The organism is Vibrio crassostreae, assembly GCF_024347415.1.
Lineage (GTDB): Bacteria > Pseudomonadota > Gammaproteobacteria > Enterobacterales > Vibrionaceae > Vibrio > Vibrio crassostreae.
In genome coordinates this window covers 1,879,558-1,893,555 of record NZ_AP025476.1, presented here as the reverse complement: position 1 = coordinate 1,893,555, position 13,998 = coordinate 1,879,558, and the positions used below count along the sequence as shown (strand labels likewise).

Annotated in this window: 13 protein-coding genes; 8 read left to right on the top strand and 5 right to left on the bottom strand. The window is 43.7% G+C overall.

The genetic code is table 11. The features are described 5' to 3' along the window. Positions 1–5 precede the first annotated feature (5 nt). The 6 genes from prpF to OC193_RS08525 all read left to right on the top strand — a co-directional run bounded on the left by prpF (position 6) and on the right by OC193_RS08525 (position 6,602). Positions 6–1,178: a 2-methylaconitate cis-trans isomerase PrpF gene (prpF, locus tag OC193_RS08550; protein WP_048662924.1), complete on the top strand. Its 1,173-nt coding sequence runs from the start codon at positions 6–8 to the stop codon at positions 1,176–1,178. A 118-nt stretch (positions 1,179–1,296) separates the two neighbouring features. After that, on the top strand, positions 1,297–3,201 hold the full coding sequence (locus tag OC193_RS08545; protein WP_048662923.1) for a propionyl-CoA synthetase: 1,905 nt from the start codon (positions 1,297–1,299) through the stop codon (positions 3,199–3,201). A gap of 148 nt (positions 3,202–3,349) precedes the next feature. Next, on the top strand, positions 3,350–3,796 hold the full coding sequence (locus OC193_RS08540; RefSeq protein WP_048662922.1) for a hypothetical protein: 447 nt from the start codon (positions 3,350–3,352) through the stop codon (positions 3,794–3,796). A 236-nt stretch (positions 3,797–4,032) separates the two neighbouring features. Further along, the gene (locus OC193_RS08535; RefSeq protein ID WP_048662921.1) at positions 4,033–4,434 is read left to right on the top strand and encodes a glycine zipper domain-containing protein; all 402 of its coding nucleotides are present in this window, start codon (positions 4,033–4,035) and stop codon (positions 4,432–4,434) included. Between the two features lie 203 nt (positions 4,435–4,637). After that, positions 4,638–5,117: a GNAT family N-acetyltransferase gene (locus OC193_RS08530; protein WP_048662919.1), complete on the top strand. Its 480-nt coding sequence runs from the start codon at positions 4,638–4,640 to the stop codon at positions 5,115–5,117. 72 nt (positions 5,118–5,189) lie between these two features. Continuing rightward, positions 5,190–6,602, top strand: coding sequence for a bifunctional NUDIX hydrolase/phosphatase PAP2 family protein (locus OC193_RS08525; RefSeq protein WP_048662918.1), 1,413 nt, complete (start codon positions 5,190–5,192; stop codon positions 6,600–6,602). Between the two features lie 77 nt (positions 6,603–6,679). Here the strand turns inward: OC193_RS08525 and OC193_RS08520 are convergent, their stop codons facing one another. Then, the gene (locus OC193_RS08520) at positions 6,680–7,489 is read right to left on the bottom strand and encodes a Cof-type HAD-IIB family hydrolase (protein WP_048662917.1); all 810 of its coding nucleotides are present in this window, start codon (positions 7,487–7,489) and stop codon (positions 6,680–6,682) included. Between the two features lie 184 nt (positions 7,490–7,673). Here OC193_RS08520 and queE point away from each other — a divergent pair, with 184 nt between their 5' ends. Both queE and queC read left to right on the top strand, forming a co-directional pair. After that, the gene (gene queE / locus OC193_RS08515; protein WP_312030852.1) at positions 7,674–8,342 is read left to right on the top strand and encodes a 7-carboxy-7-deazaguanine synthase QueE; all 669 of its coding nucleotides are present in this window, start codon (positions 7,674–7,676) and stop codon (positions 8,340–8,342) included. Between the two features lie 62 nt (positions 8,343–8,404). Further along, entirely contained in the window at positions 8,405–9,100 is a 696-nt protein-coding gene (gene queC / locus OC193_RS08510) for a 7-cyano-7-deazaguanine synthase QueC (protein ID WP_048662914.1), read from the top strand. On the opposite strand, the gene OC193_RS08505 is transcribed toward queC, so the two are convergent. The 4 genes from OC193_RS08505 to OC193_RS08490 form a co-directional block, all read right to left on the bottom strand. Continuing rightward, on the bottom strand, positions 9,060–11,087 hold the full coding sequence (locus tag OC193_RS08505; RefSeq protein ID WP_048662912.1) for a diguanylate cyclase: 2,028 nt from the start codon (positions 11,085–11,087) through the stop codon (positions 9,060–9,062). The genes queC and OC193_RS08505 overlap by 41 nt on opposite strands. Before the next feature lie 162 nt (positions 11,088–11,249). Further along, the gene (locus OC193_RS08500) at positions 11,250–11,600 is read right to left on the bottom strand and encodes a DUF2750 domain-containing protein (RefSeq protein WP_017062305.1); all 351 of its coding nucleotides are present in this window, start codon (positions 11,598–11,600) and stop codon (positions 11,250–11,252) included. Between the two features lie 136 nt (positions 11,601–11,736). Then, on the bottom strand, positions 11,737–12,354 hold the full coding sequence (locus OC193_RS08495; RefSeq protein ID WP_048659436.1) for an OmpA family protein: 618 nt from the start codon (positions 12,352–12,354) through the stop codon (positions 11,737–11,739). Continuing rightward, on the bottom strand, positions 12,354–13,619 hold the full coding sequence (locus OC193_RS08490; RefSeq protein ID WP_048659435.1) for a TolC family outer membrane protein: 1,266 nt from the start codon (positions 13,617–13,619) through the stop codon (positions 12,354–12,356). The genes OC193_RS08495 and OC193_RS08490 overlap by 1 nt, the downstream gene beginning before the upstream one ends. Positions 13,620–13,998 lie beyond the last annotated feature (379 nt).

Below are 13,998 nucleotides of genomic sequence, written 5' to 3'. Positions count from 1 at the left end.
TGGTTATGAACATCAAACAGATAAAAGTACCTGCTACCTACATGCGGGGCGGAACAAGTAAAGGCGTTTTCTTCAACCTAAGTGACTTACCTAAAGCGGCGCAAGTTGCTGGAGAAGCTAGAGATACATTGTTGTTGAGAGTGATTGGCAGTCCAGATCCTTATGGCAAACAAACCGATGGTATGGGTGGGGCAACATCCAGTACCAGTAAAACCGTGATTGTTTCGAAAAGCAGTAAAGCCGATCACGATGTTGATTACTTATTCGGTCAAGTAGCAATAGACAAGCCGTTCGTTGATTGGAGCGGTAACTGCGGTAATTTGTCTGCTGCAGTAGGCCCATTTGCTATTCATAGTGGATTGGTCGATTCGAATCGTATTCCAGAAAACGGCGTGGTCGAGGTGCGAGTATGGCAAGTGAACATAGAGAAAACCATTATTGTTCATGTACCTATCGCTGACGGGGAAGTCCAAGAGTTGGGTGACTTTGAGCTCGATGGTGTCACTTTCCCAGCTGCTGAAATCCAAGTTGATTTCCTAGATCCGGCCGATGCGAATGGTTCAATGTTTCCTACAGGGAATGTTGTCGATTTTTTAGATGTTCCCGAATTGGGCTGCATCAAAGCGACATACATCAATGCAGGAATACCAACCATTTTTGTTGATGCAGAATCGGTCGGCTATCAAGGCACAGAGCTTCAATCGGATATCAACAGCGATTCAAAAGCCTTGGCATTGTTTGAATCCATCCGAGCACATGGCGCAGTTGCAATGGGGCTGATTGATTCTTTAGAACAAGCGGATTCACGCCAACACACACCGAAAGTCGCGTTTGTTGCTAAGCCTCAAGCGTATCAAGCTTCAAGTGGTAAATCGGTATTAGCTGACGATACCGACCTTCTGGTGCGAGCTTTGTCTATGGGGCAACTGCATCACGCCATGATGGGCACAGCTGCAGTCGCCATTGCTTCAGCGGCGAGTGTTCCGGGTACGTTAGTGAACTTGGCAGCAGGTGAGGGTTCCCGTGATTTTGTGACCTTTGGGCATCCATCAGGAACCTTAAAGGTGGGAGCTAAAGCTTTGCAGACCGAAAACGGTTGGAAAATAGAAAGGGCGATAATGAGTCGTAGTGCCCGAGTGATCATGGAAGGTGCCATCCGTGTGCCTTTTCCTAAGTAAAGCGATTGTCGTGAACGGTTAAATGTTCACGAACACAACGCTGAGAAAAGAGTGCTATCAAGTGCTACAGCCAAAGGCTAGGCACTTGGAGAAATGGATAAATCATGGAGGAGGCACTATGTCTGCTACGAATCGAATGAACAGAAAAACAGACTATATAACCGAGTATCAATGGGCGAGGGAAGATCCAAATTCGTTCTGGGAAACACAATCACAAGCGATAGATTGGTTTGAGTCACCAAAAACGATATTACAAACTGACGATAACGGTATTGAGCGCTGGTTTCCTGATGGGGTGATGAACACGTGCTGGTTGGCTTTAGATTATCATTGCGAAAATGGTCGTGGTGATAAAGTGGCACTGATTTACGACTCTCCAGTTACATGGACTCAATCATCGTACACTTACAATCAATTGCGTGACCAAGTGGCAAAAGTCGCTGGTATGCTAGCTATGCAAGGCGTTACTAAAGGCGATCGTGTTGTTATCTACATGCCAATGATTCCTGAAGCGGCGATGGCAATGTTGGCCTGTGCAAGACTAGGCGCGGTTCACTCGGTGGTGTTTGGCGGGTTCGCTCCTCATGAGCTCGCCGTTCGTATCGAAGATGCCGAGCCGAAGGTGTTGATTACTGCCTCTTGCGGTGTCGAGATAAATAAAGTACTGCCATATAAGCCTATGGTCGACAGAGCGATCATGGACAGTCGTTGGAAGCCTGAGAAAGTCGTCGTATTTCAAAGAGAGCAAGCTTTAGCTGAATTGAGCAATGAACGCGATGTACTTTGGCAGCAAGCGGTTAACGATGCATTGCCGCACAGTTGCGTTCCTGTTTTGGCAACCGATCCTTTGTATATTCTTTACACGTCAGGCACTACGGGTAAGCCAAAAGGTGTGGTGCGTGACAATGGTGGTCATGCGGTCGCGATGAAATACTCGATGAGCACTATCTACGATATGCCGCAAGATGGTGTATTTTGGGCAGCTTCTGATGTCGGCTGGGTCGTGGGACATTCCTATATTGTTTATGCACCATTGATTCATGGTTGTACTACGATTCTGTTTGAAGGCAAGCCAGTACGAACACCCGATCCCGGTGCGTTTTGGCGTGTGTGTGAAGAATACAAAGTCGATGTATTGTTTTCTGCGCCAACCGCATTTAGGGCCATTAAGAAAGAAGATCCCGAAGGCGAGTTACTTACCAAGTATGACTTAACATCGCTCAAGTCGATTTTCATGGCCGGTGAACGTTTAGACCCGCCAACGTTGGATTGGGTAGAATCTCACACCAATAAACCGGTTATCGACCATTGGTGGCAAACCGAAACGGGTTGGGCTATTTCTGCCAATCCGACAGGGCTGGAATCTTTGCCAGTGAAAGCGGGTTCTTCCACTAAACCTGTTCCGGGTTATCAAGTGGAGATTCTTAATGAACTCGGTGAAGTAGCACAGCCGAATCAGCAAGGCTTTGTTGCACTTAAACGTCCACTACCACCCGGTTGTCTGCCAACGGTTTGGCGTAATCATGATCGATTTGAGTCTGGCTATCTGAGCCAATTCCCGGGCTATTATGTTTCGGGTGATGGCGGCTACCTTGATGAAGATGGTTATCTGTTTATCATGGGGCGTATTGACGATGTGATCAACGTAGCGGGGCATCGTCTTTCTACCGGTGAAATGGAAGAGATCGTTGGCGGTCACCCAGCTATTGCAGAGTGCGCGGTAGTCGGGGTTCATGATGACTTAAAAGGGCAGCTACCTCTTGGTTTAGTTGTGCTGAAAGATGGCGTAAAAGTCGATGGCACTGAGTTACAAGCGGAGTTGGTTGGTAAAGTTCGTAATGAGATTGGCGCGGTAGCCTGTTTTAAGCAAGCCTTGGTTGTTGAGAGACTTCCCAAGACACGCTCCGGTAAGATTTTACGCAGAACCATCCGGCAGATCGCTGAAGGTGAGCAGTACGTGGTGCCTTCGACGATTGATGATCCGACTAGCTTAACGGAAATTGCTGAAAAGCTCGGCAAATAGGTTTTGCTGTTTGGGTAATTTGATCGTCGGCTCGTATATTAATACATAAGCCAGCGTGATGGTTTACCTAAACTCTACTTTATTCATCCGTTTATCCATTGCGTTTACTATGACCTCATTATGAACCCCACATATTGAGGTCTTTTTTATGCGATCTTACTTTTTGTTGATTGCTTTACTGGTTAGTGGTGCTGCTAGTGCCAGTATTTCAAAGGATGAAGCGAGCAGAGCGTTGTTAGAACCCTTGAGTCACCCCAAGGTATTTAAGTGTGTGTCCAAAACTGGCGTCGATCTCTATCAAGCGGTTTTTGATATTGGCGTGGGGTATGAAGCCGACCCGATTAACTCGAAGATGATCGTTAATTCAAGGAAAGGCCGCTACGAATATCAAATCTTGGGGGCGGTAAGGTCTGAAAGAGCCGGTGAAATTGTCGTGTTGACTCGCCATGTGGGAGACGGGGTAAAAGTGGCTGCTATGATCGATGAGGAAAGTGGCAAGGTCCTTGGGATTGGTGATAAACACCACTATCGAGACTGCGGTGTAAGACCGCCACCTAGTGCAGAAAATATGCAAAACTTTTGGTCCAATGACTAAGAGCGACATCTGAAAGACAAGAATTATAGAGAACGAGCGATTGAGGCGACCTTATTGGTCGCCTTTTTGTTGGTGAGGATAAAACGATCTCAAGATAGGTATCATTAAGTAGTTATACGATGGCTGGATAATACATAGCTGCACATGATGTATCGTCTAAACGTGGCTTTATTTATCTCATTAACGGACCTGCTTAAGATGGCTTTACTCCAAACGAAGAACTAAGCGAGACTCCTATGAAATTCACTAAACCTTTTCTTTTAGCGACACTGATTGTGACTATTTCTGGTTGCGCATCACCAGCAATGGATAACGAAAATGAGAATGCTGCACGTAATCGTGGTGCTGTAGGTGGTGCTTTGTTAGGAGCAACAGCAGGCGCTCTAACTGGAGATGCGAGTTTAGCCGTGAAGGGTGCTGCATTAGGCGGTGTGACCGGTGGTGTTGCTGGTTCAATGAAAGATACGGACGATGCAAGAAACGCACAACGAACCCAAGTTACTGCCGATGGCCTAGCGCAAGACAATCGCACAGATGCAGAAAAGCGAGTTGCTGAAGTTGAGGCTGAAATTAAGCTTATTGAACTAGAACAACAGCTTGCTGATCTCAAAGAAGATAAAGAAGATAACGGTGCATAAAGCGACAGCTTCAGCAAAAACCACAGCTTCGATATTCGTTTAATTCAAAATGATTCACACAGAATGGCCACGCAATGTGGCCGTTTTTGTATCTAAAATACGCACTTCAAACAATGAATTAATTCAATAACTTGTATAGATACTCACGGCAAGTAAACTAGACTCAGTTTAGATATTAATTTGGTTTGAGAAGCGCAATAGTCATGAACGTCACTTTAAGGGCTGCAAAACACACGGATTTGGAACAACTTAACGAGTTAATGTTCGATCTACATCATCACCACCACCTTGCTAGCCCAGAGCACTTTAAAACGGCAGAAGAGATTGAGCAGGAAAAAAGCATTGCACGATACTTAGATGATCCTGAATGCTTGGTTTATGTGGCATTAAAAGGCGATCTCATTGTTGGTTTTATCTCTGGACATTTTTGTGAGCTTATCTCAACGGTGAGTAAACCAGTGCCGATGGGGAGTGTCGATGAGCTGTTTGTCTTACCTGATTATCGAAAAGAATCCATTGCTGAAAAGTTGTTTAACAAAGTTGAAAGTACTTTTGATGATTATGGGGTAGAACAAGTCTTTGTAGAGGTTTGGGACTTTAATTCACCTGCCAAGGACTTCTATCAAAAAATGGGGTTCACACCTCACATTCAATGGATGAGGAAGGCTTTGCACAAAACGTAGGCAGCGATTTTGTGCGTGTTTGATTACACTAGAGCAGTCTTTAACTTTTTCTCTCATTTTTAGGTAAACTCGTTGGCTATTCGATATTTATTAGTTTTCATACTGTCTCTTTTGAGTACTACTTCCGCTTGGGCAAACAATACTTTGCCCGATCATATCGCGGGCGCTTTGTGTGTAGTACGTGCTGATAACCAAATCGTGTTGGTTGATGAGTTGATCACAGGTCAATTGTCTCTACCTGGAGGTACTGTGGTTTCAGGTGAGCCGCCAGCCGTCGCGGCGCAACGTGAAACGTGGGAAGAGGCGGGTTTGTCGGTAACGGTTGGTGGTGTACTGGGTTACACCGATAGCGCCGTTGTGTTTGATTGTGTCTCTGATTCTGAAGTGATCAGCTATCAAGCTCGAAATGAGCTAGGTGGTTTTGAACTTCCTATCTGGTTTGCTCCTCACTATGGAGTAGAGGTCAGCAGAGCGATGTTACTTCCTCCTACTGAGTTGGAAGCAAACCAGTACCGTTATCCAGAACAGTGGTCTGAGATTAACGAACTGTTTTTATCTGCTACAGATCAACCGGTGACTTATGTGACTGAGCTGGTGGGCGCGGCGCCGAAAGTTCATCAAGTTGAATTGAGCTGGATTGTTTCACTTCAAAACGCGTTCGATAGAATGCCGAGCGTGTTCGTGAATACTGTGCTTTTGACTGACTTGTTAGCGAAGCCATGGGTTTTCATCGTGATATTGCCGCTAATTGCGTGGCGTTTTGGTCGTAACTTCGCGTTGAAGTTTGGCTTCACTTTGATTTCGGTGACACTGCTAACTTTGATCGCACATCAAGGTTTTGGTTTTCCACGCCCGCATGCCTACTTGCCAACATTGAAGTTGGTAATGAGCAGTGGCTATAGTTTTCCAAGTTTACTGGCTGCTTTATGGGTGAGCTTAACCTTGTTAGTCTTTTGGAAAATAAAGCGTCTCTTAGAAAAAAAATCAATATTGATTGTGCTTGCTGGCTTACTTTGGATCATGCTGTTTAAGTCGTATTCAGGCAGTGCGTTCTTTAGTGATGTATTAATGGGGGGCGTCTTAGGTGCCTTAACGACGTGGCACATCGTGAGGTTAGATGCAAAACCAGATGTTGATATTAGTGTTTTATTGAGTTCTAAGGGCGTGTGGTGGGCATTATGCTTATTGTCGATTGTTCTCACGGTGATATGGCCACTGCCTACATTCTCATTCTGGGTGGCTATTTTGATGACGATTGCATGCCTAGTGACGTTAACAGACTCGAAACCTTTGGTCGGTCAGTTCTCATTCAAGATCGTGGTTGGAGTGATGGCGATGCTGTTAGCGGGAAATCTGCTGATTAGCTGGGCAGGAAGTTTTGTCTCTTTCAGTGGTATTGCTTCATTTATTATTGAAACGTTACGTTTCCCAATATTGATTCTGTTTGGTGTGGTGGCATTTCGTCTGCCTTGGGCTAGAAATTAAGTAAAACGACTCATTTAAAAAAGAGAAGGCTGTGCAGTGCACAGCCTTTTTAGTATTAATTTTACAGAATCGAATGATTATGAGTTGAAGATAAACTTTTCAATTGCTACGGCTACGCCATGGTCGTCGTTACTCGCGGTAATGTGATCGGCGATTTTCTTGGTTTCATCCATCGCGTTGTCCATTGCAATACCAAGGCCAGCGTATTCAAGCATATGGTGATCGTTTTCAGCGTCACCCATGCAGATTACTTCTTCCGCTTTAATGCCTAAGTGTTTCGCAATGGCTTCGATACCGACACCCTTGTTTGAGTTTGGGTTTAGGAACTCTAAGAAGAATGGTGCACTTTGCACGATAGTAAACTGAGTCTTGAGCTCTTGTGGCAACTTGCTGATGATTTCAGTTAGCTTGCTGGGTTCAGCGACAATCATGGTCTTGATGATTTCGTGGTCATCTTCTAATTGAGAAAAGTCGAACTCGGTAATATCTAAGCCATTAATACGCGCTTCAATACCCGTGTACTCGTTGTTCTCTGGCGTAATTAAACCATGAACCTTGCTGAATGCATGAACGTAACCCCCAAGCTTCTTAGCAAGTGCTGCGATTTCTTTCGCGGCTTTACCATTGCTGATCTCGCTGTGAATGATCTGTTTTGTCGACACATTCTGAACCATAGAGCCGTTGTAGAAGAGCACAAAGTCATCTTCGCCGTTGATTGAAAGCTCATCTAGCTTACTCTGCATGCCTTCTAAAGGGCGGCCAGAAGCCAGAACCACTTTGACACCTGCAGCACGAGCTTTAGCAATCGCGTCTTTGTTCTCTTGAGAAATCACTTTTTCACTGTTAAGCAGTGTGCCATCCATATCAAGAGCAATCAGTTTGTACATGTTGTTCCTTACTAAAAATTAAAAGCTAACGAAATCTAATGGGCGAAAGGATAAGGGAACTTGAAACTTCAGGCTAGGGCTTTGATCAACTGATTTATCAGTACTCATTTGTTTGACCAAAAGAGGTAAGTGCTTTAAGGTCTGCGGTTGATTAATTTCATCAAATGATTGAGCTGAGGGAAAGTTGTACAAGATTAATGAAATGTTTGAAACCATCCAAGGCGAGGGCGTGTTTACTGGCGTTCCTGCTGTTTTTGTTCGTCTGCAAATTTGCCCGGTTGGCTGTTCTTGGTGTGACACCAAACAGACTTGGGAAGCATTGCCAGAAGATGAAACTAGCCTTGGCGATATCATGCTTAAGACAGAGGATTCACCCACTTGGTCAGCCATTGATGCCCAAGGAATCGTCAATGAATATATCAAGCAAGGTTACACGGCTAAACACATTGTGATTACTGGTGGTGAGCCGTGCATTTATGATCTTGTCCCTCTTACTCAAGCGTTTGAGCAACACGGTTGTCGTTGTCAGATTGAGACTAGCGGTACGTCAGAAGTTAAAGCAACAAGTGATACTTGGGTTACGGTGTCACCGAAGGTGGCAATGAAAGCGAAACTGGAAATTTTAGATAGTGCCTTACAACGCGCTAATGAGATTAAACATCCAGTAGGAACAGGAAAAGACATCGAACAGCTAGATGCTTTACTAGAGCGAGCAGATGTTTCGAGCGACACTGTGATCGCATTGCAACCGATTAGCCAAAAAGATCGCGCGACGCAGCTTTGTATTGATACCTGCATTGAGCGCAATTGGCGTTTATCAATCCAAACTCACAAGTATTTAAGCATCGCATAGTTGGTTAGAGCGCATAGTTGGTTAGATTGTAGATAGCTCGTCAGTTTTAGGTAGGAATGGAAATGAAAAAAGCAGTTGTAGTATTCAGTGGTGGTCAAGACTCAACAACATGTCTTGTTCAAGCATTAAAAGAGTATGACGAGGTTCATGCGATTACATTTGATTATGGTCAGCGCCACCGATTAGAGATTGAAGTGGCTGAGTCATTGTCAAAAGAACTGGGTGTGAAAGCACATAAAGTGATGGATGTGACTCTGTTGAATGAGCTAGCGATCAGCTCTCTAACGCGTGACGATATTCCAGTATCACACGAGCTTCAAGAGAATGGTTTACCGAACTCATTCGTTCCTGGTCGTAATATTCTTTTCTTAACGCTGGCTGGTATTTACGCGTACCAAATCGGCGCTGAAACTGTGATTACCGGTGTGTGTGAAACAGACTTCTCTGGCTACCCTGATTGTCGCAATGACTTCGTGAAAGCGATGAACTCTGCGTTAGTGCAAGGTATGGACAGGCAGCTTGATATCAAAACACCACTAATGTGGTTGAACAAGGCTGAGACATGGGCGTTGGCCGACCAATACTCAGCACTCGAGCTTGTTCGTAACAAAACCCTGACTTGCTACAACGGCGTTATCGGCAATGGTTGTGGCGATTGTCCTGCGTGTGAATTACGTAAAGTTGGCCTTAACGATTACCTAGGTGATCGCGAAAGCATTATGGCTGAGTTGGTTCGCAAACAGGCTGAGAATAAATAATCTCAGGTAAATCAATCGGCTCGTTATAGGCATCAATAATGCAGTTTCGGCCGTTGCTTTTGGCTTGATAGAGCGCTTGGTCAAGCACTGAATACAAGTCATCAAAGTCACTTAATGCGTTTGAGGTTGCTAGATAAGCAAAACTCGCGGTCACATTAAGTGACTTTTTGCTTTCTGATAAGAAGACAGTGCTGGAAATGGCGTAGTGTAATTCTTCAACGCGTTCTCGTACCTCTGCTGGTGTGGTATCGGTTAGCATGATGACAAATTCTTCTCCCCCTAAGCGACCAAACAATTCACCATTTACTAAGTGTTTTCTAATTTTCTCACTAATATGGATCAGTGCTCGATCACCGGTAGGGTGCCCATGCTCATCATTAATCTTCTTAAAATTATCTAGATCGAGCAGCACGAGCACATGCTGTTTTTCCATCCCTTTACAGCGTTTCACTCTTTTGATTCTTCGAATTATCTCAGTTCGGCTATATGCTTTCGTTAAGCCATCAATTGCGGCTTTTGCGCGAACCGTTTTGTTTACCAATACCGTAAAGCTTGCAGCACAAAGCAACAGAATAACAACGATGTTGTACATCCATCTTTGATGTTCCATTTTTTCAATTTGAACGCGGTCGAGTTTCGTCTGATGTGTCAGGAAAGAGTTCTCAAGTTCCTGCTCATATTCGGCATGCGTCAGGCCGAGGGCTTCGAGTGCGAGTCGATTGTCGATGTCTCTAGCTTCCATTTGTATTGATGAGTATCGCTGGTAAAAATAGAAAGCTTGTTGGTAATCGTTGAGTGATTGATTAATATCAGAAAGCTGTAGAAGTGACTGCGTTATGTATTTATGCCTTGCGACTTGTTCCGCTAATCCTAGCGCTTGTTGAGCATAGTTGAGCGCTTCCGTTGGCAATTTTTGTTCTTCAAACATATCGCTGATAGCCAAGTAAGCATTGATACGAATGACATCATTGCTCAGTTCGCTCGAAGCCGATAGAGATTCGACCAAGTAGGTTCGCGCCAAATCATAATCTTTCGTTTGAGTGTACGCTTTTCCTAAGCCAAGACTTGTTAGTGCGATACCGTAGCTATGTGATGACGAGCTCAGTAGTGTTCTTGCTGTCTGAAAGTGGTGAATTGCTAGGTCACTTTGCTCTTGGTTAAGGTTGAGATCCGCAAGGCTGTGATGCACTTGTGCTTTCATTAAATCTGAAGCGTTTTCTCTGAGAGTTAGAGCTTCATGTAGATACTCAGCCGATTTTTCATATTGCTTTAATTCTTTGAGCAAGTTACCTACATCGTTGTAAACTCCCGAAATATCATGTCCTTGTGGGAAGACATTTATCAGTGATAGGTAGGTATCTAGTGCTGCTTGATAGTCACTTCGAAAATGGTGATTGTTTGCAATGACTCGATAAGTTCCAAACTTTGGCAATACTGGGTCAGCGATGTTATATAAATCTGATTGAAGCGCAGAACAGTAATAGTTAGCTTGATGATATTTAGCTTGCTCGTTAAGTGATCGGCATAGCTGGTACTTTAGCAATGCTTTTCCAGCTAAATCGCTGCGAGATTGCATTTTCGCCAAAAGTGTTAAAAAGCCTTGTTGTGCTTCCTCATATTGGCCTTTGCCGTCTTTCATAAGAGCAGAAATAAACGCTGCTTCTATCGCTTGGTAGTCACTGTCGTTTGAAGCGATTCCGTAGAACGGCTGATCTCGGTGGCTCATGTATTTATAGAGAAGAGACGCAAGGTAAAGCTTATCTCCGTAACTCGTTGACCCGATATAGCGTGTTTGCAACATGTTTAATGCGCGCTCAGGAGAGTGGTTTAAAGTAGAAAGATAAAGCGCGTTCCAATCAGCATTAGGAGTAGGGCTTAAATGGGAAGCATAGATTGATGAGTTTTGGTCACGATCTGACGGTAATACTTGGCTATAAGAACAAAAGCTAATGAATAGCAGAAAGGTAACAAAAAAGGAGTGAATCACAAGAGACTATCAATCAGATAAAGAACGATATTCTATTATTAGTTTGATATTGCTTCAAATTTTGAATTCTATAGCTATAAGGTTATGCGAGGTAGGTCTCTAATTTGTTGATACTAATCAGAGGTATATCGGTCGCACGATTCGCGCGACCGATATCAGAAATTAGATGTATAATTTCGCTAGGTCAGAAGGCTCAAGTTCTTTGCCTTCTAATGTTGCATTCCAGTTAGTACCAACAAGAACGCCGTCTTCAGCAAGAGTTAGTAACCAATCTTCTACAAAGATATCTAGTGGAATTTCTAATACTTCGAAGTCAGCCCACTCTTCAACGTTGTGAGTCTGAGCATCTTCTTTTGAAGACCAGAACGGCATCACTTCGCTGTTTTCGAATTCACTTGAGTCACATGCTAGCCAACCTTCTTCGTTGCGAAGGCCCCATACCAGTTTAGTTTCCTGTGTTTCAGAAACGAAAAGTTCTAGATTTGCTTGAGTATCAGCTGTTAGTTTGCTCATGGATTAATTCTCTATGTTGATAACGTGGCAAGATTAACATTATAGACGGCTTAGGTATATGCTATTCAAGGAATTATCACCATACTGAAACGTTAACTTAAGATAACGTTTCAGTATGGTAAAAGCAGGGGAGAGCTTACTTTTTAATTTTGGTGAAAATGTGCCATTCTTCTTTGATATTACCCTTAAATCCAACAACGGAAGCGACAACTTTTCGATGTAGTGCGTGATTGATTTGGGTATCATCACTGCTGAATTCAGAATCACCATGACCGACAATGTTGACTCTAGATGGCTGAATACCGTTGCTGATCAGCGCACGTCTGACATGCGATGCACGTTCTTTTGAAAGCTTTAGGTTGTGTGCTGCGTTACCTACTTTGCTGGCATAACCTTGCAATTCAATCGATGTACTCTCGTAACGCTTCAAAAACGCAGCCATTTGGCGTATCTGCCCTAAGAAAACCGGGTTGATCTCCGTAGAGTTATTAGCAAAGAGTATGTGGAGCTCTTTCTTTTCTGAAGATTCGAAATATGAACCACAACCGTCGTTATCTATCTCAGCACCCATTTGCGTATCGGGACATAGATCTCTAGCATTGATTACTCCATCATTATCATCATCTTCGAGATCATAAATTTGTGTGATCTCAGGAAGAGCTCGATATTCAAATTCTTCATCGCTTGTTTCAGCTAAAACATTGGCAGAGACAACCATGATACAAAGCGGAAATACAGTCTTTATCAGCTTCATTAGTATTCTACCTTTTCATTCCATTCTTGAGGGGTTTCGACGCGTAGTCCGGTCAACAAGTTTCCTGTTGCGTTCATTACTCGGTATTTCGCGTATTGTTCGTCGTACTTGGCATCCAAATACCCTTTACGAGCTTCGAACAATTCATTCTCAGTGTTAAGTAAGTCGAGAAGGGTACGTTTACCGATGCGGTATTGTTTCTCATATGAGATAACCGTGTCTGATGCCGAGTCTACGTGGTCAGATAGGAACTCTTTTTGCTGAACGGTCAAATCCAGAGCGCTCCATGAAAGACGCAGGCTCTCTTCTACATTGCGGTAAGTGCTCTCACGTAGGTCTTTTGCTTTATTGAGTTGGTAAGCGGCACTTTCAGCACGATCTTGATCTGAGCCTCCGTTATAGAGGTTATATCTCAAACGAACCATTGCTGAGAACTCATCGCTACTACCTTTAGTACCACCGGCATCATCACGCCAGGTTTGAGCCGCTTCAAAAGAGACGGTCGGGTAGTTGGTGCTTTTAGATTGTTTGTACTGAAATTTCGCTGAATCCACATCCGCTTGTGCAATCTTAATAACTGGGTGCTGATTAAACGCTTTCGCTAGTGCGCCATCGACGGTGTAAGGAATTGCGCCAGCATCTGCACGAGGGAAGGTTAATCCTAACGGAGATTGGCCTACAAGCCTTTTAAATTGAGTATGGGTATCAAAAAGATTATTTTGCGCAGCAAGTAAGTTTCCGTGTGCCTTCGCAATACGTGCCTCTACCTGTGACATATCTGCGGTTGATCCAATGCCTGATTCAACACGTTTGCGGATATCACTGTATATTTTTTTGTGTGTCGCGAGGTTGTTTTCTGACAGTGACAGCACTTCATAGGCTTTCACTGCATCAAGATAGACCTTTGTGACTTCTAAAGCGATGTCCTGTGCATTTGATAGCAATTGATAGCGCACAGATTCTGCATCAGCCGCGGTACGATCGATATCATTTGATGTATTCGCGCCATCCCATATTAGTTGGGTTAACGTAATTGTCGCTTCTTTCCGAGTCAGATCGGTCGTGCTTGAGTTAGTTGCTAGATCGGTATGCTCGTAACCAATACCTCCATCCAAGTCTATACTTGGACGATAAGCACCGCCAGAAGCATCATTCAGATATCGCTTACTGACATATTCATTATAAGCACTTTTGATTTCAGGATTACTTTCTAAAGTGAACGCAACGGCTTGCTCTAGGGTTTGTGCTGTCGTCGGTAAGCTCATACTTATAGCTAACCCTAATGTTGTCTTTTGAAGCCTATTCAATGTGCATCTCCCTAAAGTTAGCTCGCATCTAAGTCTTGAATTTGTGCTGTTATATACGAAATTTAGATGAACCGCCAAAAAAATTACGATCGCTAAGCTGGCGTTCGCAAATGGTTGTCAAAATGTTAACCGATCAACGTGCGTTTTATGGTGTTTTTATACGCGTCAATCTTACGTTTTTAAATCTATTATTTTCCGCAAACACAATAACTTATATTGCTGGTGTGAGCACTAAGATTGTTGTGCGATGTGATCACCGTCATTAGCTTGTCACTCGAGTTGTTAAATACTAGATTCATAACTAGGAATTATATGACTTTAAGTGTTATATTTTAAC

What these genes read in the sequence shown, in the direction of transcription:
- OC193_RS08495 (WP_048659436.1), bottom strand. Translation starts at nt 12,354, where the DNA reads ATGAAGCTGATAAAGACTGTATTTCCGCTTTGTATCATGGTTGTCTCT.
- OC193_RS08540 (WP_048662922.1), top strand. Translation starts at nt 3,350, where the DNA reads ATGCGATCTTACTTTTTGTTGATTGCTTTACTGGTTAGTGGTGCTGCT.
- OC193_RS08545 (WP_048662923.1), top strand. Translation starts at nt 1,297, where the DNA reads ATGTCTGCTACGAATCGAATGAACAGAAAAACAGACTATATAACCGAG.
- OC193_RS08535 (WP_048662921.1), top strand. Translation starts at nt 4,033, where the DNA reads ATGAAATTCACTAAACCTTTTCTTTTAGCGACACTGATTGTGACTATT.
- OC193_RS08490 (WP_048659435.1), bottom strand. Translation starts at nt 13,619, where the DNA reads ATGAGCTTACCGACGACAGCACAAACCCTAGAGCAAGCCGTTGCGTTC.
- OC193_RS08520 (WP_048662917.1), bottom strand. Translation starts at nt 7,489, where the DNA reads ATGTACAAACTGATTGCTCTTGATATGGATGGCACACTGCTTAACAGT.
- OC193_RS08530 (WP_048662919.1), top strand. Translation starts at nt 4,638, where the DNA reads ATGAACGTCACTTTAAGGGCTGCAAAACACACGGATTTGGAACAACTT.
- prpF (WP_048662924.1), top strand. Translation starts at nt 6, where the DNA reads ATGAACATCAAACAGATAAAAGTACCTGCTACCTACATGCGGGGCGGA.
- OC193_RS08500 (WP_017062305.1), bottom strand. Translation starts at nt 11,600, where the DNA reads ATGAGCAAACTAACAGCTGATACTCAAGCAAATCTAGAACTTTTCGTT.
- queC (WP_048662914.1), top strand. Translation starts at nt 8,405, where the DNA reads ATGAAAAAAGCAGTTGTAGTATTCAGTGGTGGTCAAGACTCAACAACA.